Annotated in this window: 30 protein-coding genes and 1 tRNA gene; 7 read left to right on the plus strand and 24 right to left on the minus strand. The window is 60.5% G+C overall.

Going from position 1 to position 26,608, the window contains the following annotated elements:
* Positions 1 to 33 precede the first annotated feature (33 nt).
* Positions 34 to 846 (minus strand): ABC transporter ATP-binding protein, encoded by an 813-nt coding sequence (locus tag AC0L2V_RS23755; protein WP_036261459.1) that lies wholly within the window; start codon positions 844 to 846, stop codon positions 34 to 36.
* Positions 847 to 1,064: 218 nt separating this feature from the next.
* Here AC0L2V_RS23755 and AC0L2V_RS23760 point away from each other — a divergent pair, with 218 nt between their 5' ends.
* From AC0L2V_RS23760 to AC0L2V_RS23770, 3 genes are all read left to right on the plus strand, one after another.
* Positions 1,065 to 1,913, plus strand: a complete 849-nt coding sequence (locus tag AC0L2V_RS23760) for a dimethylarginine dimethylaminohydrolase family protein (RefSeq protein ID WP_473521368.1) — start codon at positions 1,065 to 1,067, stop codon at positions 1,911 to 1,913.
* Positions 1,910 to 3,490, plus strand: a complete 1,581-nt coding sequence (locus AC0L2V_RS23765) for a 5-guanidino-2-oxopentanoate decarboxylase (RefSeq protein WP_473521363.1) — start codon at positions 1,910 to 1,912, stop codon at positions 3,488 to 3,490. The genes AC0L2V_RS23760 and AC0L2V_RS23765 overlap by 4 nt, the downstream gene beginning before the upstream one ends.
* A 164-nt stretch (positions 3,491 to 3,654) precedes the next feature.
* Complete coding sequence (locus tag AC0L2V_RS23770) at positions 3,655 to 4,362, plus strand: SDR family NAD(P)-dependent oxidoreductase (RefSeq protein ID WP_027151506.1); 708 nt, start codon at positions 3,655 to 3,657, stop codon at positions 4,360 to 4,362.
* A 149-nt stretch (positions 4,363 to 4,511) separates the two neighbouring features.
* On the opposite strand, the gene rpsA is transcribed toward AC0L2V_RS23770, so the two are convergent.
* The 4 genes from rpsA to aroA all read right to left on the minus strand — a co-directional run bounded on the left by rpsA (position 4,512) and on the right by aroA (position 8,863).
* On the minus strand, positions 4,512 to 6,209 hold the full coding sequence (rpsA, locus tag AC0L2V_RS23775; protein ID WP_027151507.1) for a 30S ribosomal protein S1: 1,698 nt from the start codon (positions 6,207 to 6,209) through the stop codon (positions 4,512 to 4,514).
* 204 nt (positions 6,210 to 6,413) lie between these two features.
* On the minus strand, positions 6,414 to 7,079 hold the full coding sequence (gene cmk, locus AC0L2V_RS23780; protein WP_473507785.1) for a (d)CMP kinase: 666 nt from the start codon (positions 7,077 to 7,079) through the stop codon (positions 6,414 to 6,416).
* A gap of 56 nt (positions 7,080 to 7,135) precedes the next feature.
* Complete coding sequence (locus AC0L2V_RS23785; RefSeq protein ID WP_473507784.1) at positions 7,136 to 7,495, minus strand: hypothetical protein; 360 nt, start codon at positions 7,493 to 7,495, stop codon at positions 7,136 to 7,138.
* A 9-nt stretch (positions 7,496 to 7,504) separates the two neighbouring features.
* Entirely contained in the window at positions 7,505 to 8,863 is a 1,359-nt protein-coding gene (aroA, locus tag AC0L2V_RS23790; protein WP_473521364.1) for a 3-phosphoshikimate 1-carboxyvinyltransferase, read from the minus strand.
* Positions 8,864 to 9,059: 196 nt separating this feature from the next.
* Between aroA and AC0L2V_RS23795 the strand changes: the two genes are divergently transcribed.
* Together AC0L2V_RS23795 and AC0L2V_RS23800 are read left to right on the plus strand one after the other, a co-directional pair.
* Positions 9,060 to 9,446, plus strand: coding sequence for a TIGR02300 family protein (locus tag AC0L2V_RS23795; protein WP_027151510.1), 387 nt, complete (start codon positions 9,060 to 9,062; stop codon positions 9,444 to 9,446).
* A 169-nt stretch (positions 9,447 to 9,615) separates the two neighbouring features.
* Positions 9,616 to 9,691, plus strand: a tRNA-Ala gene (locus tag AC0L2V_RS23800).
* 1,109 nt (positions 9,692 to 10,800) lie between these two features.
* Here AC0L2V_RS23800 and AC0L2V_RS23805 read toward each other — a convergent pair.
* The 12 genes from AC0L2V_RS23805 to AC0L2V_RS23860 all read right to left on the minus strand — a co-directional run bounded on the left by AC0L2V_RS23805 (position 10,801) and on the right by AC0L2V_RS23860 (position 20,110).
* On the minus strand, positions 10,801 to 11,247 hold the full coding sequence (locus tag AC0L2V_RS23805; RefSeq protein ID WP_287220681.1) for a potassium channel family protein: 447 nt from the start codon (positions 11,245 to 11,247) through the stop codon (positions 10,801 to 10,803).
* Between the two features lie 916 nt (positions 11,248 to 12,163).
* Complete coding sequence (locus tag AC0L2V_RS23810) at positions 12,164 to 12,586, minus strand: hypothetical protein (RefSeq protein ID WP_091598150.1); 423 nt, start codon at positions 12,584 to 12,586, stop codon at positions 12,164 to 12,166.
* A gap of 210 nt (positions 12,587 to 12,796) precedes the next feature.
* Positions 12,797 to 13,111, minus strand: coding sequence for a hypothetical protein (locus AC0L2V_RS23815; protein WP_473507353.1), 315 nt, complete (start codon positions 13,109 to 13,111; stop codon positions 12,797 to 12,799).
* 81 nt (positions 13,112 to 13,192) lie between these two features.
* Positions 13,193 to 13,543 carry an ATP-dependent DNA ligase gene (locus AC0L2V_RS23820; protein WP_473507782.1) on the minus strand — a complete coding sequence of 117 codons (351 nt, stop codon included), beginning with the start codon at positions 13,541 to 13,543 and terminating at the stop codon, positions 13,193 to 13,195.
* Positions 13,544 to 15,022: 1,479 nt separating this feature from the next.
* On the minus strand, positions 15,023 to 15,202 hold the full coding sequence (locus AC0L2V_RS23825; RefSeq protein ID WP_473507781.1) for a hypothetical protein: 180 nt from the start codon (positions 15,200 to 15,202) through the stop codon (positions 15,023 to 15,025).
* Between the two features lie 299 nt (positions 15,203 to 15,501).
* Positions 15,502 to 15,915, minus strand: coding sequence for a hypothetical protein (locus tag AC0L2V_RS23830; protein ID WP_473521365.1), 414 nt, complete (start codon positions 15,913 to 15,915; stop codon positions 15,502 to 15,504).
* A 442-nt stretch (positions 15,916 to 16,357) separates the two neighbouring features.
* A complete protein-coding gene (locus AC0L2V_RS23835; protein WP_473507779.1) occupies positions 16,358 to 16,570 on the minus strand; it encodes a hypothetical protein in 213 nt (70 codons plus the stop codon).
* Between the two features lie 634 nt (positions 16,571 to 17,204).
* Positions 17,205 to 17,714, minus strand: coding sequence for a hypothetical protein (locus tag AC0L2V_RS23840; protein WP_473507778.1), 510 nt, complete (start codon positions 17,712 to 17,714; stop codon positions 17,205 to 17,207).
* On the minus strand, positions 17,695 to 18,159 hold the full coding sequence (locus AC0L2V_RS23845) for a hypothetical protein (protein ID WP_473507777.1): 465 nt from the start codon (positions 18,157 to 18,159) through the stop codon (positions 17,695 to 17,697). Before AC0L2V_RS23845 ends, AC0L2V_RS23840 begins: the two co-directional genes overlap by 20 nt.
* A 394-nt stretch (positions 18,160 to 18,553) precedes the next feature.
* The gene (locus AC0L2V_RS23850) at positions 18,554 to 19,006 is read right to left on the minus strand and encodes a hypothetical protein (protein WP_473521366.1); all 453 of its coding nucleotides are present in this window, start codon (positions 19,004 to 19,006) and stop codon (positions 18,554 to 18,556) included.
* 471 nt (positions 19,007 to 19,477) lie between these two features.
* Entirely contained in the window at positions 19,478 to 19,699 is a 222-nt protein-coding gene (locus AC0L2V_RS23855; RefSeq protein WP_287055059.1) for a KTSC domain-containing protein, read from the minus strand.
* 195 nt (positions 19,700 to 19,894) lie between these two features.
* Entirely contained in the window at positions 19,895 to 20,110 is a 216-nt protein-coding gene (locus AC0L2V_RS23860; protein WP_473508084.1) for a hypothetical protein, read from the minus strand.
* Between AC0L2V_RS23860 and AC0L2V_RS23865 the strand changes: the two genes are divergently transcribed.
* Complete coding sequence (locus AC0L2V_RS23865) at positions 20,084 to 20,440, plus strand: DNA-3-methyladenine glycosylase (RefSeq protein WP_473508060.1); 357 nt, start codon at positions 20,084 to 20,086, stop codon at positions 20,438 to 20,440. The two genes, AC0L2V_RS23860 and AC0L2V_RS23865, sit on opposite strands and share 27 nt — an antisense overlap.
* Here the strand turns inward: AC0L2V_RS23865 and AC0L2V_RS23870 are convergent.
* The gene (locus AC0L2V_RS23870) at positions 20,357 to 20,602 is read right to left on the minus strand and encodes a hypothetical protein (RefSeq protein ID WP_473508083.1); all 246 of its coding nucleotides are present in this window, start codon (positions 20,600 to 20,602) and stop codon (positions 20,357 to 20,359) included. The genes AC0L2V_RS23865 and AC0L2V_RS23870 overlap by 84 nt on opposite strands.
* A gap of 124 nt (positions 20,603 to 20,726) precedes the next feature.
* Between AC0L2V_RS23870 and AC0L2V_RS23875 the strand changes: the two genes are divergently transcribed.
* Entirely contained in the window at positions 20,727 to 21,041 is a 315-nt protein-coding gene (locus AC0L2V_RS23875; protein WP_473507775.1) for a hypothetical protein, read from the plus strand.
* Between the two features lie 122 nt (positions 21,042 to 21,163).
* On the opposite strand, the gene AC0L2V_RS23880 is transcribed toward AC0L2V_RS23875, so the two are convergent.
* The 6 genes from AC0L2V_RS23880 to AC0L2V_RS23905 all read right to left on the minus strand — a co-directional run bounded on the left by AC0L2V_RS23880 (position 21,164) and on the right by AC0L2V_RS23905 (position 25,617).
* Positions 21,164 to 21,724, minus strand: a complete 561-nt coding sequence (locus AC0L2V_RS23880; protein ID WP_473490667.1) for a DUF1003 domain-containing protein — start codon at positions 21,722 to 21,724, stop codon at positions 21,164 to 21,166.
* Positions 21,725 to 22,225: 501 nt separating this feature from the next.
* Positions 22,226 to 22,930, minus strand: coding sequence for an SGNH/GDSL hydrolase family protein (locus AC0L2V_RS23885; protein WP_473521367.1), 705 nt, complete (start codon positions 22,928 to 22,930; stop codon positions 22,226 to 22,228).
* A gap of 102 nt (positions 22,931 to 23,032) precedes the next feature.
* The gene (locus AC0L2V_RS23890; RefSeq protein WP_473507773.1) at positions 23,033 to 23,776 is read right to left on the minus strand and encodes a hypothetical protein; all 744 of its coding nucleotides are present in this window, start codon (positions 23,774 to 23,776) and stop codon (positions 23,033 to 23,035) included.
* Positions 23,776 to 24,693: a hypothetical protein gene (locus AC0L2V_RS23895; RefSeq protein WP_473507772.1), complete on the minus strand. Its 918-nt coding sequence runs from the start codon at positions 24,691 to 24,693 to the stop codon at positions 23,776 to 23,778. Before AC0L2V_RS23895 ends, AC0L2V_RS23890 begins: the two co-directional genes overlap by 1 nt.
* Positions 24,690 to 25,085: a phage holin family protein gene (locus tag AC0L2V_RS23900; RefSeq protein ID WP_473507771.1), complete on the minus strand. Its 396-nt coding sequence runs from the start codon at positions 25,083 to 25,085 to the stop codon at positions 24,690 to 24,692. Before AC0L2V_RS23900 ends, AC0L2V_RS23895 begins: the two co-directional genes overlap by 4 nt.
* Positions 25,075 to 25,617: a hypothetical protein gene (locus AC0L2V_RS23905; RefSeq protein ID WP_473507770.1), complete on the minus strand. Its 543-nt coding sequence runs from the start codon at positions 25,615 to 25,617 to the stop codon at positions 25,075 to 25,077. The genes AC0L2V_RS23900 and AC0L2V_RS23905 overlap by 11 nt, the downstream gene beginning before the upstream one ends.
* Positions 25,618 to 26,608: the final 991 nt, after the last annotated feature.

A 26,608-nucleotide genomic window follows, 5' to 3' on the forward strand; every position in this document is an offset into this window, starting at 1 on the left:
TTGTTGTTGTTCCCGTTGTTCGTCCGCCTCGGCTTAACCGATGTTGCGGATGAATTGCTTCAGCCTTTCGGATTTCGGTGCGCCGAAGATCTGCTCCGGCGGCCCTTCTTCCTCGACCAGTCCGTTGTAGAGGTAGACGACATGCGTCGCGACCTCGCGGGCGAACTTCATCTCATGGGTGACCAGCACCATGGTGCGGCCTTCGCGTGCCAGGTCGCCGATCACCTTCAGCACCTCGCCGATCAGTTCCGGGTCGAGCGCCGAGGTCGGCTCGTCGAACAGCATGACGCGCGGATTGATGGCCAGCGCCCGGGCGATGGCCGCACGCTGCTGCTGGCCGCCTGACAGATAGGCCGGATAGACATCGCGCTTCTCGGCCAGGCCGACGCGGGCAAGCAGCTTTTCCGCCTCGGCGATGGCCACATCGCGCTTGACGCCCAGAACATGCACCGGAACCTCGATGACGTTCTCGATCAGCGTCATGTGGCTCCACAGATTGAAATTCTGGAAAACCATGCCGAGCTTGGAGCGGATGCGCTCGATCTGCTTGCGGTCGGCGGGAACGGTGTGGCCGTGACTGTCGGCCTTCATCCGGATCTCCTCGCCATTGACGCGAACGATCCCGCTGGTCGGGTTCTCCAAGCAATTGATGCAGCGCAGCAGGGTCGATTTTCCCGAGCCGCTGCCGCCAATGATGGCGATGACCTCGCCGTCGCGCGCCGACAGCGAAACGCCTTTCAGCACATGCAGTTCGCCGAATCGTTTATGCAGGTTCTCGACATGGATGGCTTCGGCGGCGTCGTTCTGCGCCGTGTACTTCAGGGCGGGGGCGGTGCCTTGCGCTATCACCTTTGCGGTGCCTCACGAAATGGCCAGACCCGTCGCTGCTGGAATTTTTTACCCATTACCATCACTGGACAGACTTCTCATTCTCAAGATGTACCGTTCCGCTTGCCTCCGTCAACCATGCTTTTTGGACCATTGATCACTGCTCGCTGAGTGGCTATTGGCTGGATGGGATGGTTCAGGAGCACTTGGTGGGTAAAGCATACGGGTCGCAGTCCATGGCCGGGCCCCTGCAGCGCGTGCTGATGCGGTCCGCCGCAAGCGCCATGGCCCGCGCCAAAACATCGGAATGGCACTATGGTGCGGGCTTCGATCCTCAAAAGGCCGCCGCCCAGCATGAGGCGCTGACGACGCTGGTTCTTGCGTCCGGCGCCGCGATCGAATGGCTGACCGACGCCGATGACGGGCTTGCCGATTCGGTCTTCACGCATGATCCATCGTTGATGACCGACCACGGCGCCATCATCCTCGCCATGGGCAAGGCGCTGCGCCGTGCCGAGCCCGGCCTGCACGAGGCGGCCTACAAGCGCATGGGCGTACCAATCCTCGGCCGCATCGAGCCTCCCGGACAGGTCGAGGGCGGTGATTGCGTCTGGGTGGATTCAGGGACCCTGGCCGTCGGCCGCGGTGTGCGCACCAACCAGGACGGCATCCAGCAACTCGCCAACCTGCTCACCCCCAAGGGTAACCAGGTCTATGGCTACGACCTGCCGCTCTGGCATGGCGAGGACGCCTGCCTGCATCTGATGTCGGTGATCAGTCCGCTCGCCGACGATCTGGCGCTGGTCTATGCACCGCTTTTGCCGGCTGCCTTCTACCAGATGCTGCGGGCGCGAGGCATTCGCCTGGTCGAAGGCGACGCCGGGGAATTCTTCGCCTCCAACGGCCTCAGCCTGAATGTGCTGCCGACCGCGCCGCGCGAGGTGATCGCCGTTGCCGGCTTCCCGAAGACGGCGGCGGCCATGGCGGCCGCCGGCTGCAGGGTTTCAACCTTCGAGGCGGACGCGCTGTGCATCGCCTGCGAGGGCGGACCGACCTGCCTCACACGTCCGGTGCTCAGGCAATGACGACAGTCGGCGAAGCGCTCATCACTTTGCTCGAAGCCCATGATGTCGACACGGTTTTCGGCATTCCGGGTGTGCATACGGTCGAACTCTATCGCGGCTTGGCGCGCTCGAAGATTCGCCACGTCACGCCGCGTCATGAACAGGGCGCCGGCTTCATGGCCGACGGCTATGCGCGCGCCGGCGGCAAGCCCGGCATCGCCCTCGTCATCACCGGACCGGGGCTGTCCAACACCATCACCGCCATGGGCCAGGCCCGTGCCGATTCGGTTCCGATGCTGGTGATCTCGGGCGTCAACGCCACGCCGACACTGGGCAAGGGCCTTGGCCATCTGCACGAACTGCCCGACCAGCGCGGCATGATGGAAAAGGTCGCGCTGTTTTCGCACCGTGTCACCGACGCCGACGAACTGCCGGGCGTTCTTGCCCGCGCCTTCGCCCTGTTTTCGTCGTCGCGTCCGGGCCCGGTGCACATCGAGATCCCGACCGATATCATGGTCAAGCCGGCCGGCGGCATCGCCGCTTTGCTGACGAATGTCGCGCCGCCCGAGCCGAATCCGGCTGATATAGCAGAGGCGGCAAAACTTTGCGCGGCTGCCCGCCGCCCGCTGGTCCTTGCCGGCGGCGGCGCCAAGAGAGCCGAAGCGCCGTTACAGCGCCTTGCCGAAAGGCTGGGAGCGCCGGTTGTCCAGACGGCCAATGCCCGCGGCCTGCTGCACCGCCATCCGCTCGGCGTGCCGGCCAGCCCCAGTCTGAAGGCGGTGCGTGCATTGATGGCCGAGGCCGATCTGGTCATTGCCGCCGGCACCGAATTCGGCCCGACCGACTACGACGGATATAGCGACGGTGGCTTTGTCCTGCCGTCCAATCTGATCCGCATCGACATCGGCGCCGACCAGCTTGCCCGCCGGCCCGCCCGGATTTCGATCCATGCCGATTGCGGCGCAGCCCTCGAGGCGCTGCTTGTCGAGATTGGTACGGACCAGCCGCCATCGGGCGACGGCCAGTCTCGCGCCGCTGCGACAAGGCAAGCAGCCTTTGCCGAAATGGCTCCGGCCCTCCAGGCGCAAACCCGCGCCGTCGAGATGATCCGCGATGCATTGCCGGGCTCGATCATCGTCGGCGATTCGACCCAGCCGGTCTATGCCGCCAACCTCTATTACGATCACGATCGTCCGGGCGGCTGGTTCAACGCCGCCACCGGCTTCGGCGCGCTGGGCTATGGCCCGCCGGCGGCGATCGGCGCAGCCCTTGCCGTGCCTGATGCGCCGGTCGTTTGTCTCACCGGCGACGGCGGTTTCCAGTTCACGCTGCCGGAACTGGGCGCCGCGCTCGACGCTGCGGCGCCGGTGATCTTCGTCGTCTGGAACAATCGCGGCTATCGCGAAATCGAAACCTCGATGCTCGATGTCGGCGTCGAGCCGGTCGGCGTCTCGCCGGCGCCGCCTGATTTCTGCAAGCTGGCCGAGGCCTACGGCATTGCCGCCGAGCGGCTCGCGGGCATCGGTCCTCTGGCGGACGCACTCAAGCGCGCGCGGGCGACCGGACTGCCGTATGTCATCGAGATCACCATCGATTGAGTGCTGCTGTGGCAGCGTCTGCCTGGGGATGCGATCCGCGTCGGATGGCCGACGTTCTGACGCGCACAAGCGGCGCTGCGTCATCAAGATTTCGGTTGAGTGATTGCGCGAAAGGCGCGACCTTCGGCGGCGGTGCGGCATAAGAGTGACAGGAGCGGTCGTAGATGACGGATACACTGGACGGCAGGCATGTTGTGGTGACCGGCGGCACCGGAGCGCTCGGTGGCGCGGTTGTCGGCAAACTGCTGGAGCAGGGCGCGATCTGCCATGTGCCGAACGCCCATGCCGCCGCGCCCGCGCATTTTCCCTTCCCGGCACATGAGCGCGTCAGGCTGGCGCACAATGTCGATCTCGCCGACCCCGCCAAGGTCGATGCGTTCTACGCCAGTGTTACCGACTTGTGGGCCTCCATCCACCTGGCCGGCGGCTTCACCGCCGCGCCGGTCGAGAAGATCGAGCCCGCGTCCTTTGCCGAAATGATGGACACCAACGCCCGCACCACCTTCCTGTGCTGCCGCGCGGCGATCCGCTCGATGCTGGAATCTTCCGTATCGGGCCGCATCGTCAATGTCACGGCCCGCGCCGGGCTCGACCTGCGGCGCGGTTCCGGCATGGTCGCCTACGCCGCCAGCAAGGCGGCCGTTGCGGCAATGACGGTGGCGATGGCGGAAGAACTCAAGGGCAAGGGCATCCTGGTCAACGCGGTCGCGCCCTCGACCCTCGACACGCCGGCCACCCGGGCTGACATGCCGGCCGCCGATTTCGGCAAATGGGTCAGCCTCGAAGCGGCGGCGGAAGCGATCGCCTACCTTGCTTCGCCGGCCAATCTGGCGATGAGCGGCACACTGGTGCCGCTTTACGGCAGGGCCTGATCTATCTCTTTGTTTGAGCGCGGATTTCCCAAAACCGGTTTGCCAGGTTTGAGGTTACGATGCTCTGACCATGGTCAAACAAAAACCCCGCCGGATCGCTCCGGCGGGGTTTTGTTTTACAGGCCGCGCGAGGCGCGGCGTTAGTGGACCTAGCTACCCTGCTTCTTCAGCGCGGCGCCCAGGATGTCGCCCAGCGAAGCGCCGGAGTCGGTCGAGCCGTACTGGGCAACCGCTTCCTTCTCTTCGGCGATTTCCAGCGCCTTGATCGAGACCTGCAGCTTGCGGGTCTTCTTGTCGAAGGCGATGACGCGGGCATCGACCTTCTGGCCGACCGTGAAGCGCTCGGGGCGCTGCTCGTCGCGGTCACGGCTGAGGTCGGAGCGCTTGATGAAGGTCTCGATGCCGCTGTCGACCAGCCGCACCTCCAGGCCGCCATCCTTGACGCCGGTAACCTCGCAGGTGACGACCGCGTTCTTGCGCAGTTCGCCTGAAGTCGCCGCCTCACCGGCCGTATCCTTGGCCAGCTGCTTGATGCCGAGCGAGATGCGCTCCTTGTCGATGTCGACGTCGAGCACCTGCGCCTTGACGATGTCGCCGCGATTGTACTCCTCGATCACCTGCTCGCCCGGACGGGTCCAGTCGAGGTCGGAAAGATGGACCATGCCGTCGACATCGCCTTCGAGGCCGATGAACAGGCCGAACTCGGTCTTGTTCTTGACCTCGCCCTCGACCTGGCTGCCGACCGGATGGCTGCTGGCGAAAGCCTGCCACGGGTTCTCGAGCGTCTGCTTGAGGCCGAGGGAGATGCGGCGCTTGGCCGGATCGACCTCGAGCACCACCACGTCGACTTCCTGCGTAGTCGACAGGATCTTGCCGGGATGCACGTTCTTCTTTGTCCACGACATTTCCGAAACGTGGATGAGGCCCTCGATGCCCGGCTCCAGCTCGACGAACGCGCCGTAGTCGGTGATGTTGGTGACGGTGCCCTTGATCTTCTTGCCGATCGGGAATTTCGTTCCGATCTCGGACCACGGATCGCTCTCGAGCTGCTTCATGCCGAGCGAGATGCGGTGGGTTTCCTGGTTGATGCGGATGATCTGCACCTTGACCGTCTGGCCGATGTTGAGGATTTCGGTCGGATGGTTGACGCGGCGCCATGCCATATCGGTGACATGCAACAGGCCGTCGATGCCGCCGAGGTCGACGAACGCACCATAGTCGGTGATGTTCTTGACGACGCCTTCGACCACCTGGCCCTCTTCGAGGTTCTGCACGATTTCCGAACGCTGTTCGGCGCGGCTCTCCTCGAGCACGGTGCGGCGCGACACCACGATGTTGCCGCGGCGGCGATCCATCTTGAGGATTTCGAAAGGCTGCGGATTGTGCATCAGTGGCGAGACGTCGCGGATCGGACGGATGTCGACCTGGCTGCGCGGCAGGAAGGCCACAGCGCCGTCGAGATCGACGGTGAAGCCGCCCTTGACCTGGTTGAAGATGACGCCTTCGACGCGCTCGCCCTTGGTGAACTTCTCTTCGAGACGGACCCAGCTCTCTTCGCGGCGGGCCTTCTCACGCGAAAGCATCGCTTCGCCAAGCGCGTTCTCGATGCGCTCGACATAGACCTCGACCGTGTCGCCGACCTTAAGCGTCGAATCCTTGCCCTTGACGCCGAATTCCTTCAGCGGCACGCGACCTTCGACCTTGAGGCCGACGTCGATGATTGCCATGTCCTTTTCGATCGCAGTGATCGTGCCCTTGACGACTTGGCCTTCGCCGGAATGGCCGGCGGAAAAAGATTCTTCGAGCAGGCTCGCGAAATCATCGCGAGTGGGATTTGCAACTGACATAGTTTCTCCTGGAATGCCCCGCATCTCAAGCGGGGCGGGCGCCGTGGGTTAGCGTTGCGTTGGCCTGCCGGCGTTCCGGGCCTCAAAAAAGCCCTTGGCCGCCTAAGCGGCAATTCCGGCGCATGAAGAATGCTGGCAGGCTGGTTCGTGCCCGATATGGGTATCTTTTCGCCGCCGGCAATCGGCAACGGCAGGAAACCCGGCTCAGGCTTTGTTTCTCTTGGCCAGAACGTCGTCGATGATCGCCTTGGCCGCCAGGAACGCGGCTTCTATAGCCATTTCCGACGTGTCGAGCAAGTGCGCGTCGGCGGCCGGCTTCAGCGGCGAGTCGGCGCGACCCATGTCGCGCTCGTCGCGGCGCAAGATATCGGCGAGGATATCGTCGAAATCGGCGGTGCCGCCGATGCTCTCGATCTCGGCTAGCCTGCGTTGTGCCCGCACCTCGGCGCTCGCCGTCACATAGAGTTTTATGTCGGCGTCGGGACAGACCACGGTGCCGATGTCGCGGCCGTCGAGCACGGCGCCCGGCGGCGCCTTGGCGAATGAGCGCTGCTTTTCGACCAGTATGCGCCGCACCGAAGGGATGACAGCCACTTTCGAAGCCGCTTCGCCGACCGCATGCGCCGTCAGCACCGACCGGTCGAGCTTGGCCAGGTCGACCTGCCGGGCAGCGGTCTCGGCGGCCGAGACATTGTCGAGCGGCAGGCCGAGCCGAAGCAGCGCATGCGCCACCGCGCGATAGGTGAGGCCGGTGTCGAGCAGGTTCAGCCGGTAATGGTCGGCCAGTCGGCGGGCAAGGGTGCCTTTGCCCGCGCCTGCTGGGCCGTCGATGGCGATTGTGAAGCCAGCTTTATCAGTGATTGAGCTCATACGTGCCGCTTCAAACGGAGGAAGGTCGTTAAATCAAGAACCAATCGGGTTCAACGTCAAAGTCCGGAAGACCGCCGTCCGGTCCAATATCCGGCCAAGAATCCAACGGGAATTCCTATCAGAAGCGGTACGGAAATGGGAAACGTGGCGATCGCGACGAATGTGATCCCGGCAGCCAGCTTAAAAACGAAGTTCGAAACATATGGCATGAGAGCGCCGCTAACGTCTGGAAAAAAATGCGCCGTTGTCGCCAGCAAGATGAAGAGGACGATCCAAAACGGGAAAAAAAGAAAGCCGATCAGGCTAATCGCACCTGGCTTCCTGTCGGAATATCCCAGATCGAAACCTGACTGCGCCGCCACGCGCCCGACCAATGCCGTCAAAACCAAACCGCCGACGAGCAACGTCCAAAACATTCGCAGACCTTAGCTGATCTCCGCCCCCAGGCCCTTCATAAGCCCCATGAACTCCGGAAAGCTGGTCGCGATCATCGCCTGGTCGTCGATGGTGACAGGCTTTTCCGTTGCAAGTCCCATGACGAGAAAGCTCATGGCAATGCGGTGGTCGAGATGGGTCTGGACGATGGTGCTCTTTCCGTTCGGATGTTGGCCAAGCCCCTTGCCGCCGGGTTTTCCACGCACGGCCAGTGTGGCTTCGCCCTCGGTACAGTCGACGCCATTGAGCTTCAGCCCTTCGGCGACCGCCGACAGCCGGTCCGATTCCTTCACCCGCAGCTCTTCCAGTCCCTGCATCAGCGTCTCGCCCTCGGCAAAGCTCGCCGCGACAGCAAGCACCGGATATTCATCGATCATCGTCGGCGCCCGTTCGGGCGGCACGGTGACGCCCTTCAGCTCTGAGTAGCGCACCCGCAGATCGGCGACATCCTCGCCGCCTTCATTGCGCGGCTCGAGAACGTCGATCCGGGCGCCCATTTCCTGTAGCGTCAACAAAAGACCGGTGCGGGTCGGGTTCATCAGCACGTTTTCGATTGTAATGTCCGAGCCCGGCACGATCAGCGCCGCCACCAGCGGGAATCCGGCCGATGACGGGTCGCCCGGCACAGCGATTGTCTGGCCGGTGAGCTTGCCCTGGCCCTCGATGAAGATGTGGCGCACGCCGCGCTCGTCGGTCTCGACCGACAGATTGGCGCCGAATCCCTGCAGCATCTTTTCGGTGTGGTCGCGCGTCATCACCGGCTCGATGACGGTGGTGATGCCGGGCGTGTTCAGCCCGGCGAGCAGCACCGCCGACTTCACCTGGGCCGAGGCCATCGGCACGCGGTAGGTGATCGGCGCGGCGTGTTTGGGGCCGCGCAGCGTGATCGGCATGCGGTCGCCGGGCGTCGCCTTCAGCACCTGCACGCCCATCTGGCGCAGCGGCTCGAGCACGCGGCCCATCGGCCGGCCGGACAGCGAGGCGTCGCCGATGAAGGTCGTCTCCATGTCGTAGGTGCCGACCAGGCCCATGGTGAGGCGCGAGCCGGTGCCGGCGTTGCCGAAATCGAGCGGGCCTTCCGGCTGCAGCAGCGCGCCGTTGCCAGTGCCGCGGATCACCCATTCAGCGCCGCGCTTCCCTATATGCGCGCCCATTGCCTTCATCGCGGCGCCCGTGTGCATCACGTCCTCGCCTTCCAGCAGGCCGGTGATGCGGGTTTCGCCGGAGGCGAGGCCGCCGAACATGAACGAGCGGTGCGAGATCGATTTGTCGCCGGGCACCCGTGCTGTGCCTGAAAGCGCTGGCGATTTGCGGGCGGTGGCCGGGCTCGGGGCGGCAGTATGCGACATGGGTTTTCCTTGGGTGAAAAACGCCGGTGGCCGGCCTTTTTCTTCTGGTTTGCGCGGTCTCGTATCACGGCGGAAGGAAATGGTCATCCCCTTGCACGAGGTCGCTCAGCGCGAGGATTTGTAACGCTGGCTTTAGGCTTTGACAGCGCCGTAAACTGTGGTTATGGGGACCAAACTTTCATCGACGAGGCTTGCTGTGGCAAAACCCGAACTTGGCACCAAACGCATCGACCCCGAGACGGGTCAAAAATTCTACGATCTGAACAAGGATCCGATCGTCTCGCCCTATACCGGCAAGAACTATCCCCGCTCTTATTTCGAGGAAGGCAAGATTGCCGCCCTTGAGGAGGAAGAGGAAGTTGCCGAGAAGGAAGTCGACGCCGAGGAGGAAGAGGGCGTCGAGGTCGTCTCGCTCGAAGAGGCGGACGAGGATGCGAAGCCTGACGATCTTCCCGATCTCGGCGATGACGAGGACGATGTGGACCTCGGCGACGACGACGATACCTTCCTCGCCGACGAAGAGGAAGAGGACGACGATGTCGCCGACATGATCGGCGTCGGCGATGACGACGACGAAGTCTGATCCGGCCTCTCACACAGCGCCCGCCGACTTTCGTGGGTTCTTGATAAAAAGCGGCTCTTAAAGGCTTGATATTGACGGAAGGCGGGGTTAGAAGCCGCCTGCACTAACGGCGCGGTCTCAACCCGCGCCGATCTCTTCGCCGGCAACGGCGCCGGTTGACTGCCGGAGTGGGGCCATAGCTCAGTTGGGAGAGCGCTTGAATGGCATTCAAGAGGTCGTCGGTTCGATTCCGATTGGCTCCACCAAAATTTCTATAATGATTTTAGTTGATTAGCATTCTCCCCTCGGGGGCCTGTTGCCCTGAAATCGTTCGGGGCACCGCCGCGGCACCCCGAGGCGCTTTTTGGGGGTCGCAAAATTTGCCTAGTCTCCGTTTTCCGCCAGATTTGCCGAAAGGCGAGGGGATGGGAAATGTTCGGACTTTTTAGCGCAGGCCTAGGTCCCTCGAAGTTAGATTGGCTTGAGGCACGATACGCTTGCATGTTCCGTATGCCGACGAGCGCAGGCCGTTGTGTCGCCGTAGCGTCAACCGGCTGAAGCCCGGCGGTGCTTCCTCAGCCGAGTGATTGCCGACCTGGCGACCGTAATCACGCCGCCGCAGTCAATCCGCACGGTGAGTTTGTCTGCTCCGCGATCGATGCGGGTGACGTCCCCAACAAGAACTACTCGGTCGCCGGCCCGGGCTTTGGGTGGCGGCTCTAGCGTGTAAGGATGGTCATAGGATGGAATGCTCACTCTGGCTCGGCCGCTAGGGAGAATGGAGATGACGGTACCTGCTAGCGCAACCTCATCGCCGACCTCAAATTCGCCAGGCATGTTAAGGTGCAGCATGGTCTTCCTCCCGATGCTTTCCTATTTGATGCTTTGCTAAATTAATGCCCGGCCACCGCGTTGGTTGCCGTGCAATCCGCTTCGTACGGTTCCGCACATTTCCAAGCTGGATCGCGATGGCGACGGGACCACTTTGAGGTGCCTAGAGCGCCGTAAGCCGCACCAGAGAGGCATCGCCTATCAGCTGGCCGAAATTTTCTATGGGCGCCCTACAGGGAACACTCAAAAGGTTCAAAAGGGTCTGGGCCGCAGGCTGCTCGCTGTTTCCCTGCTGTTTATCAGCGGCAGTGGATTAACCGGGAACCCGTTATTTAAAATGGGCTAAGCCATTGGTAATGGCCTCGATTACCACGCTATAGCAACGGGCCGTTCTGATAGCGGTGCAGTGGCGAATTTTGAATACCCCTATGGGGAACATTCAGGTAAACGGTTACAGGCTCCTTGGCGCCCGAAGGGAAAAAGCACGCCGCACCTTTTCGGCGCGAACAGCTATGACGAAGGAACACGACCTCTGCAACGCGCGTCAGTCTTGCTTCCGCTTCCACAGATCCGAAGTCGATGCGTATGCGAACGATGCTGACCAAGCGATCAGGACGAGTCCGTTGAGACCCTCCAAGGCAGCAACGATTCGCATCGGCCCAGTGGCATAGACTTCGCCAAAGCCGATCGTCGTGTAACAGGTAACCGAGAAATAGAAGAAATCCGCTGCGCTTCCGGAAAACAAGCCTGCGAGACCTCCAAGGTCTGGATGGTGGTGCATCCAGGCGTAGGCGAGCGCGAAAAGACAGATCCCCACCACGTGAGCAATGATTGCTGCGACGACCAAGAGCAGCAGATCAACCCGCATCGGAAGTGAAAAACGACGCCTCATCGTTCCGGCGATATTTAGCACTTCATAGTGCATCAGAACCGTTACCAGTGCGAGACCTACAGATATGGCGAACGCGATGAGCAATTGCGGTACCTTCAAGTAGGACTCAGATGCTCAACCGCTTATCACCGCGCGAGCGGTTCGAACAGCGTCGACCTGACGCGACGCGACGCGATGCCGAACACGCGAATGGTGAGGACTCACGCGAGCACCCGGTGGTGCCATCTCCCCGGGTCCTCGGCAAAATCGTCGGAACCGAACCGCTCCCAATGGCTTTCGTAATCAGGGGCAGCATCAAAGAGGAGACTGTTATGGATCGGCAAGAAAATAGCGTTTTGGAGGCGGGCTGGCTTTTGGCGGTCCCGCTTTCTATCGGATTTGCCGTTTTGATTGCAGGCTTAGTGCTGGGCTAGTGTGCTATGGGAACCGGAACTCGATCACTCGCCCCTCGGCCTTCCATGATTGCCGGGCGTCAACGGAACCAAAGTCGCGCAATAGCTGCGGGACAGGAGCAAGGCGGACGCCACCGTCGCGCTTTTCGCCAGCCGGCCGCTCGGGCTTCTGCCTCGCTGCAAAACCAGCGCTCCCCCTTGCCGGTCGAGGTTACGGTTCGGTCATGACGGGGCGAGGGAGAAATGCGCCGCTAGGTGTCAATCCTAATTGGAGGTTCACGCAAAGAAAAAACCCGCCACCGTGAGGCAGCGGGTTATGACAGTAGTTCGAGCAGTCCGATCAACGGCCGATAGCAGCGTGGTGTCGGCAGCGTAAGTTTTGGGAATCCGGATTCGCTGCGTTTCATGAAGTCGCCTCCTGCCGGCCTATTTAACACATGGCCCGCCAGTCCGCTTTGACGACACGGCGGGTAGACGAGGAAGGCGGCAGGGTGACAATCGCCATGGTGACGGTCGACATCGACAAGGTCAGGCTGGTCGAGAAGTACAGGCCGCCGAAGCGCAAGAAGCCGCTGGGCCGCAGCTCGCGCAACGGATGGCAGGACTTCACTTCATCGCTTACTTCATGCGGGCATCAAATCGATGACCCGCATGATTGCGACCGCACTGCTCGTGTTCTGGGTGCCTTCGGTCGTATCTGCTTTGGCGCAGGTCCAAACATCGCCCTTCTTGACGGTGAACTTTTTCTCGTTCTGAACGACAGAAAGTTCTCCCTCGGTCAGGTGGCAGAGCATGTCATTCTTCATCACGTTGTCCGGCGTCTTCGCCCCGGGTTGGATTACAACATCGCGTAGCATGACCGTTTTATAAGCTGGTATGACCGAAGCCCGCTCACCAAGCGCTACAACTCTGACACCGGGGCCGACCTCCTTGCCCTCATCGGGGCCGTAAGTCTGTGCGGCGGCTGGGGTCGCCCAAGCGATCAGTGGCGTTGCGGCCACTGTAAGACCGAGTGCAAGTGTGGATCTACGATTGACGGCTTCCATTGCTTCCTCCCTGTTCAAGTTGGTCGGAAAGGTAGGCCAACAAGTCAGGATGAGCCGCTGCGGCCCAAAGTCAACTGATCTTCCGTTGGGTTTGACCCTAGGGCCGGAGCGATGGCAGAAGACGGCTGATGTTCTATAGCGTTGAGGCGCCCTTTTAATCCTCATCCCAGAAATCCTGCAGCGAGGCGTGCCGAAGGTCTTCCTCGCCCCTTAATGCTTCACGCGGGCCTTGATACCCGGCTTTACCCACTGCGTTGCCGGCCGCTTTGGCATGTCCTTGGGCGGTGGCCCGGCATGTTCCTGAACCCTTTTCCAAAGCCGCTCCCGCATCTGGCGATTGACGCTGACGAAAGCACTGCCGACATATTTGCGCGTCACCGGGTCAGCCATCAGAGCAAACGCCGGCTTGCCCCTCTCGCGTTCAACTCCGAGAGTCTCAAACTCGCTTTCGGTGAAGGATTTTGTCTTCAGCCAATTGGTTGTCGGCCCGCTGCGATATTTGCTGTCTCGACGCTTCGATACCATTCCCTCCAGGCCGGCAGCGTCGATTAGATGATAGATCGCATTAGCCTCGCCGGCATTGTCTCACTGAACTGGATGCGGCTGTCAGACCCTATAAGGCCGGCAGGATTGTCGCGCACGTCGTGGGCCATTTAGGTGCAGGAGATCGAACGCGACGAAATAGAGGTCGTGCTGCCGCCGGGTGATGGCCTTTCGTAACTCGCCGAAGTCAGACAGGCCGGCATCGTTGAGCACGATAATCTCGCCGTCGATGATGGCGCTCTCGAGGTCCAACGTTCGAGCCGCCGCAGCTAAGTCTCGGTATTTGGCGGTCCAGTCTAGGCCGCGGCGGGTAAAGATCCGCACACCGTCGGCGTCGATGATGATTTGGGACCAGTAGCCGTCGAATTTGGCTTCATGCATCCAGTCGTCGCCTTGGGGCGGCTTGGCGATCAAGGTAGGCATCATCGGAGGAATGAACTCTAGCCGGCCAGCACCGGCAGTCACTCGTTTACGCACAGGTTCGAGTCTAGGCTCATCCGATTTGATGCTAGGGGAACGGACCATGACCATTTTGCTAAATTAGCAACGATGCATGAAGCGGCATACAATTTCGCCCAAGCCGGCGACCGCCCCCCGACCTGCCAGCCGGCCAGGCCCGGCGGCCGTTGCGCCCCCAAGTAGGGCTGCCGGGCTGCCCCATCAAACGCACTGTAGCGACCAACGTGAGACGAGATAGAACAAATAACGCAAATGGAGACCTAACCAGAGGAGCGCAGCAACCCCTCCTCCTTGGCAGCGGCTTCCAAGGCCTTCCTTACGTCGTCGGGTGTGCCCTCGCCTCCAAGGCAGGCCATGCACGCTTCTTGGGTCCTCGCTTGGCCCACTTCATAAGTTCCGTGGCGGCACCCTCGACGTTGTTGCAGCCATAGGTGAGTCCAGGTGGTCTGTCTCGATGTTGACCGGAGGGTGAAACCAATGGAGAGCTATGAGGGTAATTTAGGGGATGCTCATGTGTTTGGTAGAGGCGAGGGCCTAGGCACGGATGCTTGGGAGAGAGGGCCACGCGCTCGGCGACGTAGCGAACGATACGGCGGGCCTGAGAGGCGGCTGGAGCATGCGACGAGGGCGATGCGGAAGGCGCTGGCATAGGCGCTGAAGATGGCGCTCTGGGTCGGCTAGACCTTCGGGGTTCCGTGACGGTAAATGAGCAGCGGGGACCGGGTGGGGGCTTGGGGTTAGTCCCCGCTGCTTTGAGCTGCCTTCGCGGGGTGCAGTGGCAGCACAACTAAATAGCGACTGAGCGATGACAGGACCCAGACAGCGGAGCCTTGGGCGCCCTGTCAGACTTACACCGGCTAGTGCCGGCCCCAAAGGCCACCCGGGCGGGTGTCTCAAGAGTGCGGCCGGGGACGGGCCTTCAAAGATTGCGACTTCCGTACCCCAGCCTACACTCCGGCCTGACGCGCGTGCCCACCCAACCCAGCGTCAAGCGACAGGTCATTAGTAGCCGATAAAGATCGCCCCCAAAATCGGCCGCTTGAGCTAGCTCGGATAGACAATTCGGGTGAGCAGGTTCAACGGGTCAAAAGGAGGGGTCGGAATATCCGGGCCAACAGGCTCATGCGAACTAAGTGAGAGCTTCATGGCCATAGTACCCCCTCCTCCTCGCCACCTAAGGCTTGAAGGCAAAGGGCCGATGCACGTTTCCACTTGGGTCCCTCTTGGACCAGTTGCTCGGATGCACCTCGGACATTGTTGCAGGCATAGCTGTCGCCCTCCAGTTCGGTCTTCAGAGCGGGAAGAGGAACGATGTAGGTCCGCGCGGGTTTAGAATTGCGGGCGGTCAGTTCTCCGTGGAAGCGCAGCCGCTGTGGGCCCGTCGCTTGTCCCTCAACGGCGGCGGGCTCTTCCTTGGCAGGCCATGAAGGGAGCCTACTCGTCCCGACTGGCCTTTCCGATCGCCTCAAGCAATGAAGCGAGGGTTGGCGTCAGTTCTGGTTCGACCTCCAGCCCAAGCAGCTTGTGTACGTGATGACGATTGTCTTCGGTGCCGATCAGCTCCCGAACGGCGTCGGCAAGGGTCTTATGGCCCGCTGCATCACGCTTTGCCATGTCTGCATGTCCCAACCCCGCCCAGGGCCGCAACTCGCAGGTCACGGAATGGTTGCATTAGGGGCCGGAATGTTTGGTAGAAATTTCTGAGCGGGGGATCGGATAACTGGCTCGCCAGATCACCAGGCCCCTTGATGAGGCCCACGGACTTCATGAGCTGTCATTTGAAAAAGCCCGCGCCTCTGGCGGAGAAGGAAAAGGCGCGCACGAAAGCCATTTGGCTAACAAGATATGCCGGGGGGGTAGCCTTGACCGCCGCGCATGGACGTGATCGGCGTCCGGCAAGTCAGCCTGGAAACTTAAGACAGTAAGATACCGATGACGCCTCCGATAATGAATCCGGCAACACCAACAATAAATAATACGCGCTTTCGGAGCGAACTGGGTTCGTCGGGGAAGTAAAATGCCTCGAAATGGATGTTCTCGATTTCGGACGAGCGCACGAATATGTGGCCTTGGCTAAACGCTTGGGTGGACATAGGTCGCGCTTTGCCGAATGTGGTCGTCGGAACTTCTTTGTTCAGGCGCAGATAGAACTTGACTGGATCTTCCAGGACCAGATGATCGATGTTGTTCCCACCCCCAAGGCTGATCTCCTTAGGCAGTCCGGCATACATAAGGCGTTGATTGCCGTTTATTACCTTTGTCAGCACGAAACATGTCAGCAGGGGCTCTTGAATTTTGGATATAAACGGCGCGAGCGAGCCGTACATCAGGCGCCCTACAATTCTGGACCTTCGGGACAGCCACTGTACGCAATAGGCGGATAGCAAGCCGGTTGCGCTAACTCCCATAAACACAAGTGCCGAACAGATCGGGTAGTTGAAAAGGAAGTTTGTTAGTTCGAAACGCCTACTGTTAGGAGGCGGGATGGAATGGTCGAAGACGTACATATCCCCGTTAAATTCGACGATTCCAAAGGGTATTTGGTAAGTGTAAAAGAGGTTTAGGACGCCAACAGCCAGTGCAATTACGGACTAAAAAACTATAAAAACGAGGTATTGAGTACAGTAGCACGGCAATGGAGGAATAGAGCGTGCCGCCCGCGAAAAAAGGCCTCCGAACTGGAGACCCTTCGTAAACCGCGTACCGGAATATCAATCCAGGCACCAACAATATGAAAAGCGCAAGCGTCGATGCGCTAAGTGACACAGATCAACCGGCTTCCTTAGCAGCCGAGGTGCGCTCTTTGACAATCGCGCGGATGCGGTTCTTGACCTCATCTTCGCTTAAAGTCGTGTCGCCGTTACGCTTGGCGGAGGGGTCTTTCGCCGCCTCCACCAGCGCGCGATAAAGAGTGACGAACGAACCCTTGGATTCTCGCCTCAATTCATCGACGATTTTATCGCGACGACCGAACGTATTCATGTCGCGAATCTCCTATGAACGACGCATGCGACTAACAGCCTGCAAACGAAATCGTTCCGAATTGGTTATCGCTGCTTCGTATGTCAACATCGTACGCGGACGCTGCAAGGACGTCAATTCGACGTTTTTCAATATATGTACGCGCGGAACGCATCGCAAAATTCATCGCCGCGATGGCGAAAATGCCCCTCCCCGAGAGAGCGGACCAAGGCTTCAACATGGGGAAAGATGTATCCGGTATTCGTCCAGAGATCTTGAACCGTGCCTCATGAGGCTCGCAGAGCTTCAACACCGCCAGAAGAATCCTTGCCGCCCACTGAAGGCGAGAGACAGGCAGGCCGCTGGCGAAAGCATCAGCGAGAACCTCACTGGCGGATTGGCGAAGTAGGTTCATGCTTATATCACCGCGGCAGCTCGCCGTGCGTCGGCAATCAACGCGGAAATCTCTTTGCGCTGCTCGATCGCTTCACAAGTGAATCGCCCGTGGCGATAAAGGCCATGCGCGGCGCCTCTGGGTGCTCCACCGCCAGCCCCGTGAAATCGGCAAACGCGATGGCCCCGCTTTGCAGGCGCCTTGCAGCCAACCCCGCTGCGCTTGCTGCGAGCCTGACAACGCGGTGCGCGGTTCATGGGGTTATCGATCATTTTCTTCGCCCACCCCGCCCCCATGGGCGACGTTGCCGACGATGGCTTGGCCCCCCTTTTCAACGTTCACGCGCTCGACAATCACGCGCTGCTCTCCCTTGCTGCGATAACGCTTCAGAGCCTCAACCTGGGCCACATAGGTACGGGCGAGGCGGTTCAATGCCCGTTCCTGCGATTCCCTCAACTCCCACGTCTTGGCTTTTCCCATGCACAGAGCGGTATTCATCGTGGCGAGGTGGATGGCAGCCATCTCGACACCAAGAGTCGCTTCGATCTGGTCCTTCGGCCGGAGCCCGCATACCATGGAAAGGGCATAATTCATTTCACCCTCACGTACCACGGAGCCGACCTGAGCAGCCTTGGCCAGTGAATCGAGAGTGCCGGCAAGGAAAGTGCCGCTATCGGCCCCTACGGCTTCGGCCAGTAGCTCATAGCCGAGTGCGGGGTCAGGGTGATCCACCGCGATCGAAGCGATGCGCTTACCACCATCGTCGCTCATCGAGACTTTTATTTGCCGGAACCGGACGCCTGTTCTCGCGGCGCTTAGCGTAGGCGGCCTGTGATGCAAGTTCCCACGCTGTCGGCTCATACGGCTTTGCAACCGGGGTTGCCGTCTTGGCTCCCTTGGGCATCGGAACGACTGTCATTAGTGCCTCGCCATAGGCGTTCAGCATATGGGCATATTGCGCGTGAGTGTTCGCCTTCTTGAGAGCTTCGACATGGTGGAGGAAGGCATCGGCAAGTTTCGCGAACGTGACGGCACCGCGTTCCTCGGCTCTATCGCGTGAGGGGTCTTGCCCTTTGACGACAGAGGCCAGGAGGTCTTTGGCCACGTCGCGGGCTTGGTCGGGCGTGACCTTGCCAACCTTGACAATCGTCACTCGCTTGTCCGGCCTGGCCTGGGCGAGGGTTGTGAAGGCAAGCGTGACCGCTGCCGAGGTCAACGCAACTCGTTCTGATCGTGTTGCGCGAATGGCTGGAAGCGAACACCTATCTGCCGGTCCGGAGGATCGATGAGGAAAGCGAAATAGACGGCAGCGCTTATGGCTTTTCGCTACTACCGACCGCGCCCAACCTCTGGTAGTTGTTCGTGTGGCGGACCCCAAACCGCCCGGCCGGCGCCTAAATCCCCAACGCTCCCGCCCAAACGGGCGCCGGCCACCCTCAGCCCCTTCGTTCGAAAGTTGGCTTTCAATCGCGATTGCGCACCCGCTGCTGGCCTTCGTAATCAGGAATGCATGTGAAGAAGCATGGCCTTGGACCGGCTGACGATCAGTCTTCGAAGCAACGGCGGCAAGCGCCATGACGGGTTTGAGATGGATGGACTGTTTACGAACCTCAGCAACCTTCCGCCTTCAGGGATCGCACCATTCGCACCACAATCGGATCATACGGGATTTTTTCATCGCTGCTGTAATTTATGACAAAGAGCGCGGCACGGTCGTTGCAAACCGCAATGGCGCGGACATATCGGATCTGTTCGTTCTTGATACCCGAGTAGCTGGCCCATCTCGGCGTGACGCGCCTATAAGTCAGTTTCCAGCCCTCCTTTTCATCCTCGACCATGCGGTGCTCGATCTCGGCGCGAAAACTGTGCTCGCCGAGCCTTGCGCCCCACACGGTAAGAACGGCATCGTTTTCGCCCCGAAATTCCGCGCCCTGGTCCGAACGCTGTGTCAGGACAAAGCCAGGGGGAACATCGAATATGAAGCCAAACTGCCTGACGCCGAAAAGCTGCCACGCTTGCGCTTGGAGATGCGTGCAGCAAAATAAAATCGAAACGAGGCTCAACAGAAAACGTACCATCGGCATCAAATTAGCGTCGCGTCATATACTGTCCAGACCGGACAAGATTGGCGACAGAGAAAAGTAGCAGAGATGCGCGCTGCGCTCAGTTGCGCGAAAATCGCTTGAGGCAGAGAACTAGCCTTGGGGAAAATTCTCAGTCGCCCCTTGCTGAGCCAATAGGAATATGGTCCTGCCGCCTGATACTGGCATCCCGTAAGCTGTTGGATCGCATTGCCGCAGACGATACGTGAGCAAGTAATCAAGCGCCTAAAATCCCGCACCCCCAAACCGCACAGCTATTCCACGCTCGACCTTTGCACATCGGCCGTCGATTCGATTGGACCAAGGACCGCGGCTGATTGGATGGCGCCAGGTGCAGCGTGCCTACTACGACTTCTTGCAGCGTGGGCGGGGGTCGTAGGAAAATCCTACGCGCGCGGCTGCGCTGCGTCCACCAATCGGCCGTTGGAATGTTCAACAGCTTGCATCGTTGCCGGCCGCAACCTGACGGTACCGGAAGCGATTGCGGATGTGCTCGTTGAAAAAGCGGCCTTTCGCAAAGGCGGCTTTGAACGCGGCGAAGGTCGCCGGCGGCACTTCCTCAAACTCGTACCGCTTGTCGCTGGCGACGAACCACACCGAGAGGATTCTGCTGTCGGGATCGTAGGCCATTTTTCGTATCGAGGTCGATGGCATGATATGGCTCGATCAAAAGCCTTCAACGATCGCAGAGCCTGTCACGTTCCTTCGTGGTATTGCTCCCGAGCAGCGCACGAAGATTTTCTCCGGGCCACCTACGCATGCGGCATCGCAAACGCGCCAGGCACGGGTCTTCTGGGTCTCTAGGCGCTGTTGAATAGCCAATGGACCCGCATACATTGGCGATCAGACCTATCCGAGTTCAGCAGGAAGCGCTGCGATGCTGATGATCGCGAGTTTGGCCTTGGTGGATTGGCCTTTTGCAGCCAGAGCGGGAACGTTCTTGTTGGCCCCACGTTTCGGCGCGGTCGTGATCTGGTGCAGGCGTTGATCACGAACCGTCAGTTCTTTGCCCGGGACGCCTGCGTTGTCGCTCGCGATATGATTGGCGCGACGCTTCTTGTGCACGGCGTGGGCGGGATCGTCGTCGAAACGGAAGCCTATCGCGCCGATGACCCAGCCTCACACAGTTTTTGTGGGCGGACTTCGCGAAACAGCGCAATGTTCGGCGCCCCAGGGAGCGCATACGTCTATCGCTCCTATGGTCTGCATTGGTGCCTGAATGCCGTCTGCCTTCCCGGCAGATCACGTGAGATCTCCGCAGAGCCGCCCCCGAAATCAGCGTCGGAGGTCTGGCTGGGGTGGAAAGCTGACTCAGCGCGGCGTGTCGGCGAAAGGCAGGGCAACCACCTGATGGTCGTCCTCGAAGACGATGTAGCCGGGCCGCTTCGTCCGTAGTTCATTGATCCTGATGCGGCCCGCCTCTTCAACGAGAGCGACAAGTGGGCGTAACCTCCGAACATGCCCGTCCGCCCTGGCCTTGACCCAAGAGATCGCCGTCTCTTGTTCACGGGAAGGTACGGGGATGATGTGATGCCGAAACCGCGTCGGTTCTGCCATGTTGGTCTCGAACCACGACAGTTGCTCCGCGAGCGCGAGTTCTTCAACGCACGACGCAGCAGCCGGGTTCTCTGCGAAGAGCATAGGCGACTTTGAACACGCCGCTATTGTGGCCGAAAGGCGGGTGCGTCGACTGCGTGACAAATCGAAGGACCGTGCCGCTCATCTCAATTCCACTTTCAATGGCGCGATGAACATCGCCTGCGTGCTCGCTACAGACGAGCATGAGTTCGAGAGCGGCGCCATCAAGGCCAACGCACCGGTCGCCGAAAGCCGCTACCGCAAGGGGACCGGTGAAGGTCGGGAGGCAGTCACTGCAGCAATTTTCTCGCTGAAGACCAGGGCGCGCTGTAAAGAGACCTCGCTTCACGAGGTGGAAGGAATACGGAACACGTCAGCGATCTTTGTCCTCACCTATGACGATATGAAGTTCCTGTAGGGCGGCGTTGCCGACATTAGCAATCTGTGATTTCTACTGTCGTTTTGACTTCGAAGTTCGCCCGAAGCCCGAAATCAAAATCAACCGAACTCGAAATCACGACACTAGGGCGTTGTGTTGATTCAGCGCTGGTCCAGCTTCTTCGCAGCCTCCAGCTGCTTCGATTCGATTTCGTCCAGCACTGCTTCTGGCGCAATGTCCCTCTTAATCTCGCCGACTTCTATATCGCTTAAGGCTGGTTTTGCATTCAACCGATCCGCTATCGAATCGACAAGTTCAGTAAGTTTTGTGAGTTCGTGCTCCGTCAGCAGGCTCACCTGAAGGTCCAGATCCGCCCGTTTGTCTGCGGCAGTTGACATCCGGTTTTGGCTGATCAGTACAAAGGTCGAGAGAAATATGGCCTCGACGGAAGCTACCATGGCCAATATCACGAATGTCGGATCAAATGGCGGAGTGATCGGTATCCAGCCCAAGTTCGAGACGATCCAGCCGCCATACACGGCCAAGTGAAGATACACGAAACGCATACTGCCCGTAAAAGAAGTAATCGCCTCAGCGATTTTCTCTTCCAAAGTTGCATCGCTGGCTTCCTTCGCCCGGCGCTCCTCAATCGCTTGGATATTGCGTTTCAGTGCTTGGCTGAGTTCAGTCGGAGGCGGCGGAGGCAACGTTGGAGAATCCATGGAACACCCGTTGGATAGCTATCGGTCCTGCCACTCTGGGCAACGTACAAATCATGGGTATTCGACTTTGTTCCCGACTAGAGCCGTCTAATCATTGGCTCTCCTCATTTACTCGGGCGATTTCGGGGTCTTAGACGCTTGGCGTCGCCATTGCTAAGGAAAGGGAGGGTGATCCGGCCGCTGAGCGTCTTTCGCTATGGTCGAGGATTGAAGCTAGTGAGTGCAATCGGCGCCTGGGTTCGTATCCTGGTGAGGCACCATGCGAATTTTGTTCTCCGAACACGAAGGCGCGTCACCAGGGCAAGAGAACCGGGTCAGAAACTGTTTTGTTCGCGCCGGTCACTTGGCTAGGACCGCTTCCCATTGACCAAATCTGATGCGATGATGGGGGAGAACAAGTCCGCGCTTGGGAGGGGCCACAAACGCCCGCTCAGCGGCTGCCTCGTCCTCCGCAACGCCGAGGAAGGCCCGATCGACCATGAATGGCAACCGCAAGCGCTGCTACCGAACAATCAGTTCGGCACGCCCGCTTCGGAATTCGTGCTTGGCAAGGAACGACACGATCGCCGCGGCAATCTTTTTGCCGCCCTGTTCCGATGGCTCGATGGCGTTCACAAAGTCGGCGTCCTCGCCGCAGACAATGCGAAGGTCGATCAGTGGAACGCCGCGCACGGCGGCTGCTCGTGTGATGCAATCGTTGAGGATCGACAGGGCCGTTACCGCAATGCGTCTCTGGTCGGGGTCGGCATACCGGACGTCGTAGATCGAGCAAATCGCGGTCGGCAGCCCTACAGCCAGAACGGCATCCAGGATCGACATATACTCCAAGCAAAACTGCTCTCTAATTTCGGCGAGCCTCAGCAGAGTGTCGGCAACGGACCGCGACGGAGCGTTCAAAATGGAGGAGACGCCGAGCGCGTCGTTCCCTCCCACGCTTACCACCAGATGAGTGGCGTCAGCTGGCAGGCGGTTCAGTTGCCGGCCCACATCCGCCATGACGCTGCCGTCAACGGCAAGCAGCTTGGCCGACCAGCCGATCGGGAGCTGACGCAAAACGTGGGCCAATAGATCTGCTCCATCGGCGACATAGGCGCTGTTGTCGAACACCGAATCGCCTAGTAGCACAACCTTGTTCATCGTCCCCACGTCCTCGGCGGAAACAGTTTGCACCGTGGAAAATGCTTGTCCCGCGGCGGCGGCCAGCAACAGGCTCCTGCGCGATATCATTACCAGACCGGCATCTCCCACGACTGTCGCTCGTGCGCGAGCCTTCAGTGGCTGCTGTTCGAGTTCGCTCCGCTTTCCGTATTAATCGTCCGCCGTCCTCTCCTCTTCCCGCCGCTGATACGCAAGAGCCATAGCGGCCGCTATGGCTACTCCTGCGGCGCCCAGCAGGAGTTTGTCTCGAGTCTCCTGATCGCTCATGACGCCCTGAACAGCCGATGATGCCCGGCCGGCTGTGGCGGCTACTCGCTGGGCCGCCTCGCCGGAGGTCTGCCGCATATCGTCGATCATGTTCGGCGTCCCGGCGCTCCAATCCCGCACTCTCTCTTTGACGGCGCCGGCCAGCTCAGTTGTTTGCTCCTTCACTGCTTCCGCCGTCTCGGCGCCCAGTTCGCCGACCTTCTCCGCCAGCTCGCCGGCTTGCTCCTTCAAGCGCTCTGTGGCGTAGGAGAAATGATCAACTTGCTCGCCCATGTCTGGTATTGAAGGTGTCCGCAACAGGCTGAATAGTCCCGCTCCGATCAAAGCAGTTGCAATCGGCGGACGGTGCAGGAGACGCCAAGCGAGACCAGCCCCAATCACCAATGCGGCGCTCGGGTTGGCTGCCGCCTTTGCCTTGAGATCATCGACGATCCCCTGCGCCGTCGACTGCGCGGTCGATCTTGCTTTTTCGACCAGCGCGTCCTTTGCCTCGAGCGCCTCTTGCTTCAGCTCGTCGGTAAACTCGGACAATGTATTTGGCGATCGCAGCGTCGACAGATGTTCGGCGAGCCTAGCCCGGGCTGCCTCCACATCATGTTCGAGCTGGCGGAGACTTGCCTCACCCATTATGAGCCTCGCTTGCCGCTAGACCGTCCGGATTTGCTCGGCCGAGAGGCATCCGATTGTGGCGATTGGTCCGATTTGGCCGATTTATCTTGCGAGCGGCCCATGCCGCCCGATTGGGGCATGCCGCGCTGAGCCGATTGAGCGCGCGATCCACCCGAACTCGCGGATGGCGCCTGCGCGGACTCGGTTGGCTGCTCGCCCGACAAGGCGCTGCCGAACGCACCAGCCACGTCGCTCGCAACCTCCTTGAGGCTATCGGCATTAAGGCCGCGCTCCTCGGCTGCCCTCCTGAGACGTTTGCCCGCCTCCTCTGTCGATTCCTTTAGCCGTTCGCCAGCCTTTTCTGCGGTGTCCGTCAGCTGCTCTGCGGCTGGGCCAAGGGTCCGGTTCTCAATGTCGGTGGTCCGGAAGGCAGCTGCAACAGCCGCCCCGGCTGCAAAACCGAGCAGCGCCAGCGTCAGTGGCTGCTCTTGCGCCACACGGTTCATCGTATCCTGGACCGTGGATTGGGCCTGCCGGGCGAATTGTTCCGATGTCTGGGAGACGTTGCGCCGCGCCTCGTCCGCATATGTCGATGCCGAGGATGCGTAGGAACTTGCGGTTGCCGCCACCTTCTCGCCGATCTCGGAAACATATTCACGTGCTGCCTCTACCGCCGCTGGGGCGCCGCCTTCTCTGGTTTCCGCCTCGTGTCCATCGGGGCGCGTGCTCGAAGACCTTGACCGAGCCTTTCGGTGGCCATTGTTTCCGCGGGATTCCTCAGCATGCCCGAAGCTACTGATGGCCGATGACCCGCCGCGGCGCATCAACAATGCGCAGCCGGCCGCAACGAGGAGAAGACCTTCCGGGTTGTTTTTGGCGGCGCCGATGAGCCATTCCGCCGTTCCGAGATTGGCCGTACGTGATTCGGGGCTCATGACAGATGCTCCTTGGTTGTCGAGATGTCCTGCTTGATCTGATGGATGGAACGGGTCGGCGTTATCTCCTTGTGTGCGTCCATGCGGCCCTTGTAATAGGCGAGCGCTCCAGCCCCGGCCGTGATGGCGGCAACAATCAGGCAGGACCAGTGCACTGCGATCCCAACGCTCGCTATCCCGAAGACAAGCGCCTGCACTGCCAAAAATGCCGCGATCAGCCCCAGCACGCCAGCAGTGGACATCCAAATACCCGCCCGAAATTTGGCAAAGAGATTTTCAGACAACTCCGCGCGCGCCAGTCGCAGTTCCTTCTGAACAAGATCGGCAAGGTCGGCAACGACGTCGGACAGTGCGCGAGGAAGCGTGGAATCCTTGAGCTGCTCATGTGCCATGGAATTCGTTCGCTCCTTGCCGGTTACGTTCGTGCATAGGTTCGTTGGAAAGCGGCGACGCCGGAGGTGCGCTCTTCAGCGTTCGAAATGTCAAAAAGCCCGCAAGGGCGGCAAGTCCGAACACCAATGCCGGCTGACGCCTTGTCAAATCGGAGGCGGCGCGAACCAGCTGATCGACCGACTGGTCCCGCAGATCGTCTGCGTACCCGTCCATTCGGTTGGCGAACGTACGGACCACACCGGCGACTAGCGGTGCGCTTTCGTCGAGGTCCTCGGCAGCGCGTTTTGTCGAGCTTGCGAGCTGACCCATCACCTCGGCACCGCTGCCGACCTTACGATCCAGCATTTCCTTTACTTGGCTGGCAACTGTTGACGCACCATCCGCGGCCGACTGCTTGACCGTATCGGCTGCCTCTTGAGCCAAATCGGATGCCTTGGAGAACGCGCCGCTCACTGTTGCCCCAACGTCCTTCTTTGCACTGTCATCTGGTGTCTTGGGCGCGGAATCCCGTTCCATGTTTTGGTTGTTCATAATTTCCTCCATTGACTGACAAAACTGCGGGAAAACCCGTTGGTTCCTTGGAACAGCTCAAACAATGTAGATAGCGGTCTGGCCGCCTGGCAGCCCCCTGTAAGGCGGCCAACTTTTTGCCGGCGCGAATCTCTCTCCACCCTCGCCCGTGGACAGATGGTCGTGCAGGCAGCGTGCTTCAAATTAAGGGGTGCCTGGACGTGCTGAAGGGGAGTAAAGCCGTCGCCTCGGGCCGGAGGGCGTTCATCTCCCGAAGGAGATGCGCATGAGGCCTACAACAGAATTCTTCGAAAACTGGCTACAGGAGAACGTCGGCAACCTTCCTGCCAAAAGCGGCGTGAGCATTGCCGCCTTGAGCTCAGCAGTTCGAGCAAGATGCCGAAGCGGCAGGCTACGGTCACGCGGTACGAGAAGACGAGATCGGCAACGTCGAGGACGCCATAGAGAAGGCGCTGGAACGGGCTAGCACTGGAGAAGAGGCGCAAGTTGCCGTCCTGGCCTGAGGAAGTGGTCTTGCGCCGGTCATGGAGGCCCTAGCAGTCAATGACGCGAAAAGCGGGCCGCAGGGCTCTGGATTCCGCTTCGCGCCCCTGCAACCGCCCCGCCTCAGCGTTCGCGCAGAGCCGCCGCACTGGGCCGGCCACGTCTAGACCGGCTCCGCCCGTCACGCCCGGGAGGCACGTTTCCCTTCGCCGAGTCGTCGCTGCACCGCCAAGGCGAACGTCGTCGCAACGAGGATCTATCACCAGCGCGGCGAGCCCCGGTTCGTCAATCAGCGTCACAGCCTTCGATGGCTCCACCCAGACACGTTACGCTCGCGCCGCTCGGGCCATTTGGACAGCTGGCGCGTTCAATGGCCACGAAATGCGCGGCGCTATGGCCCTACCTTGCCTTTTCGCATCTCCTGCGCGACTAGTCCCCCGGCAGCCAAACCCAGAGCGAGCGCTACATACGCAGCTGCGATGGAGCGCTTAGAAAGCACTGTCTCCCA

The sequence above is a fragment of the Mesorhizobium sp. WSM4814 genome (genome assembly GCF_055811595.1).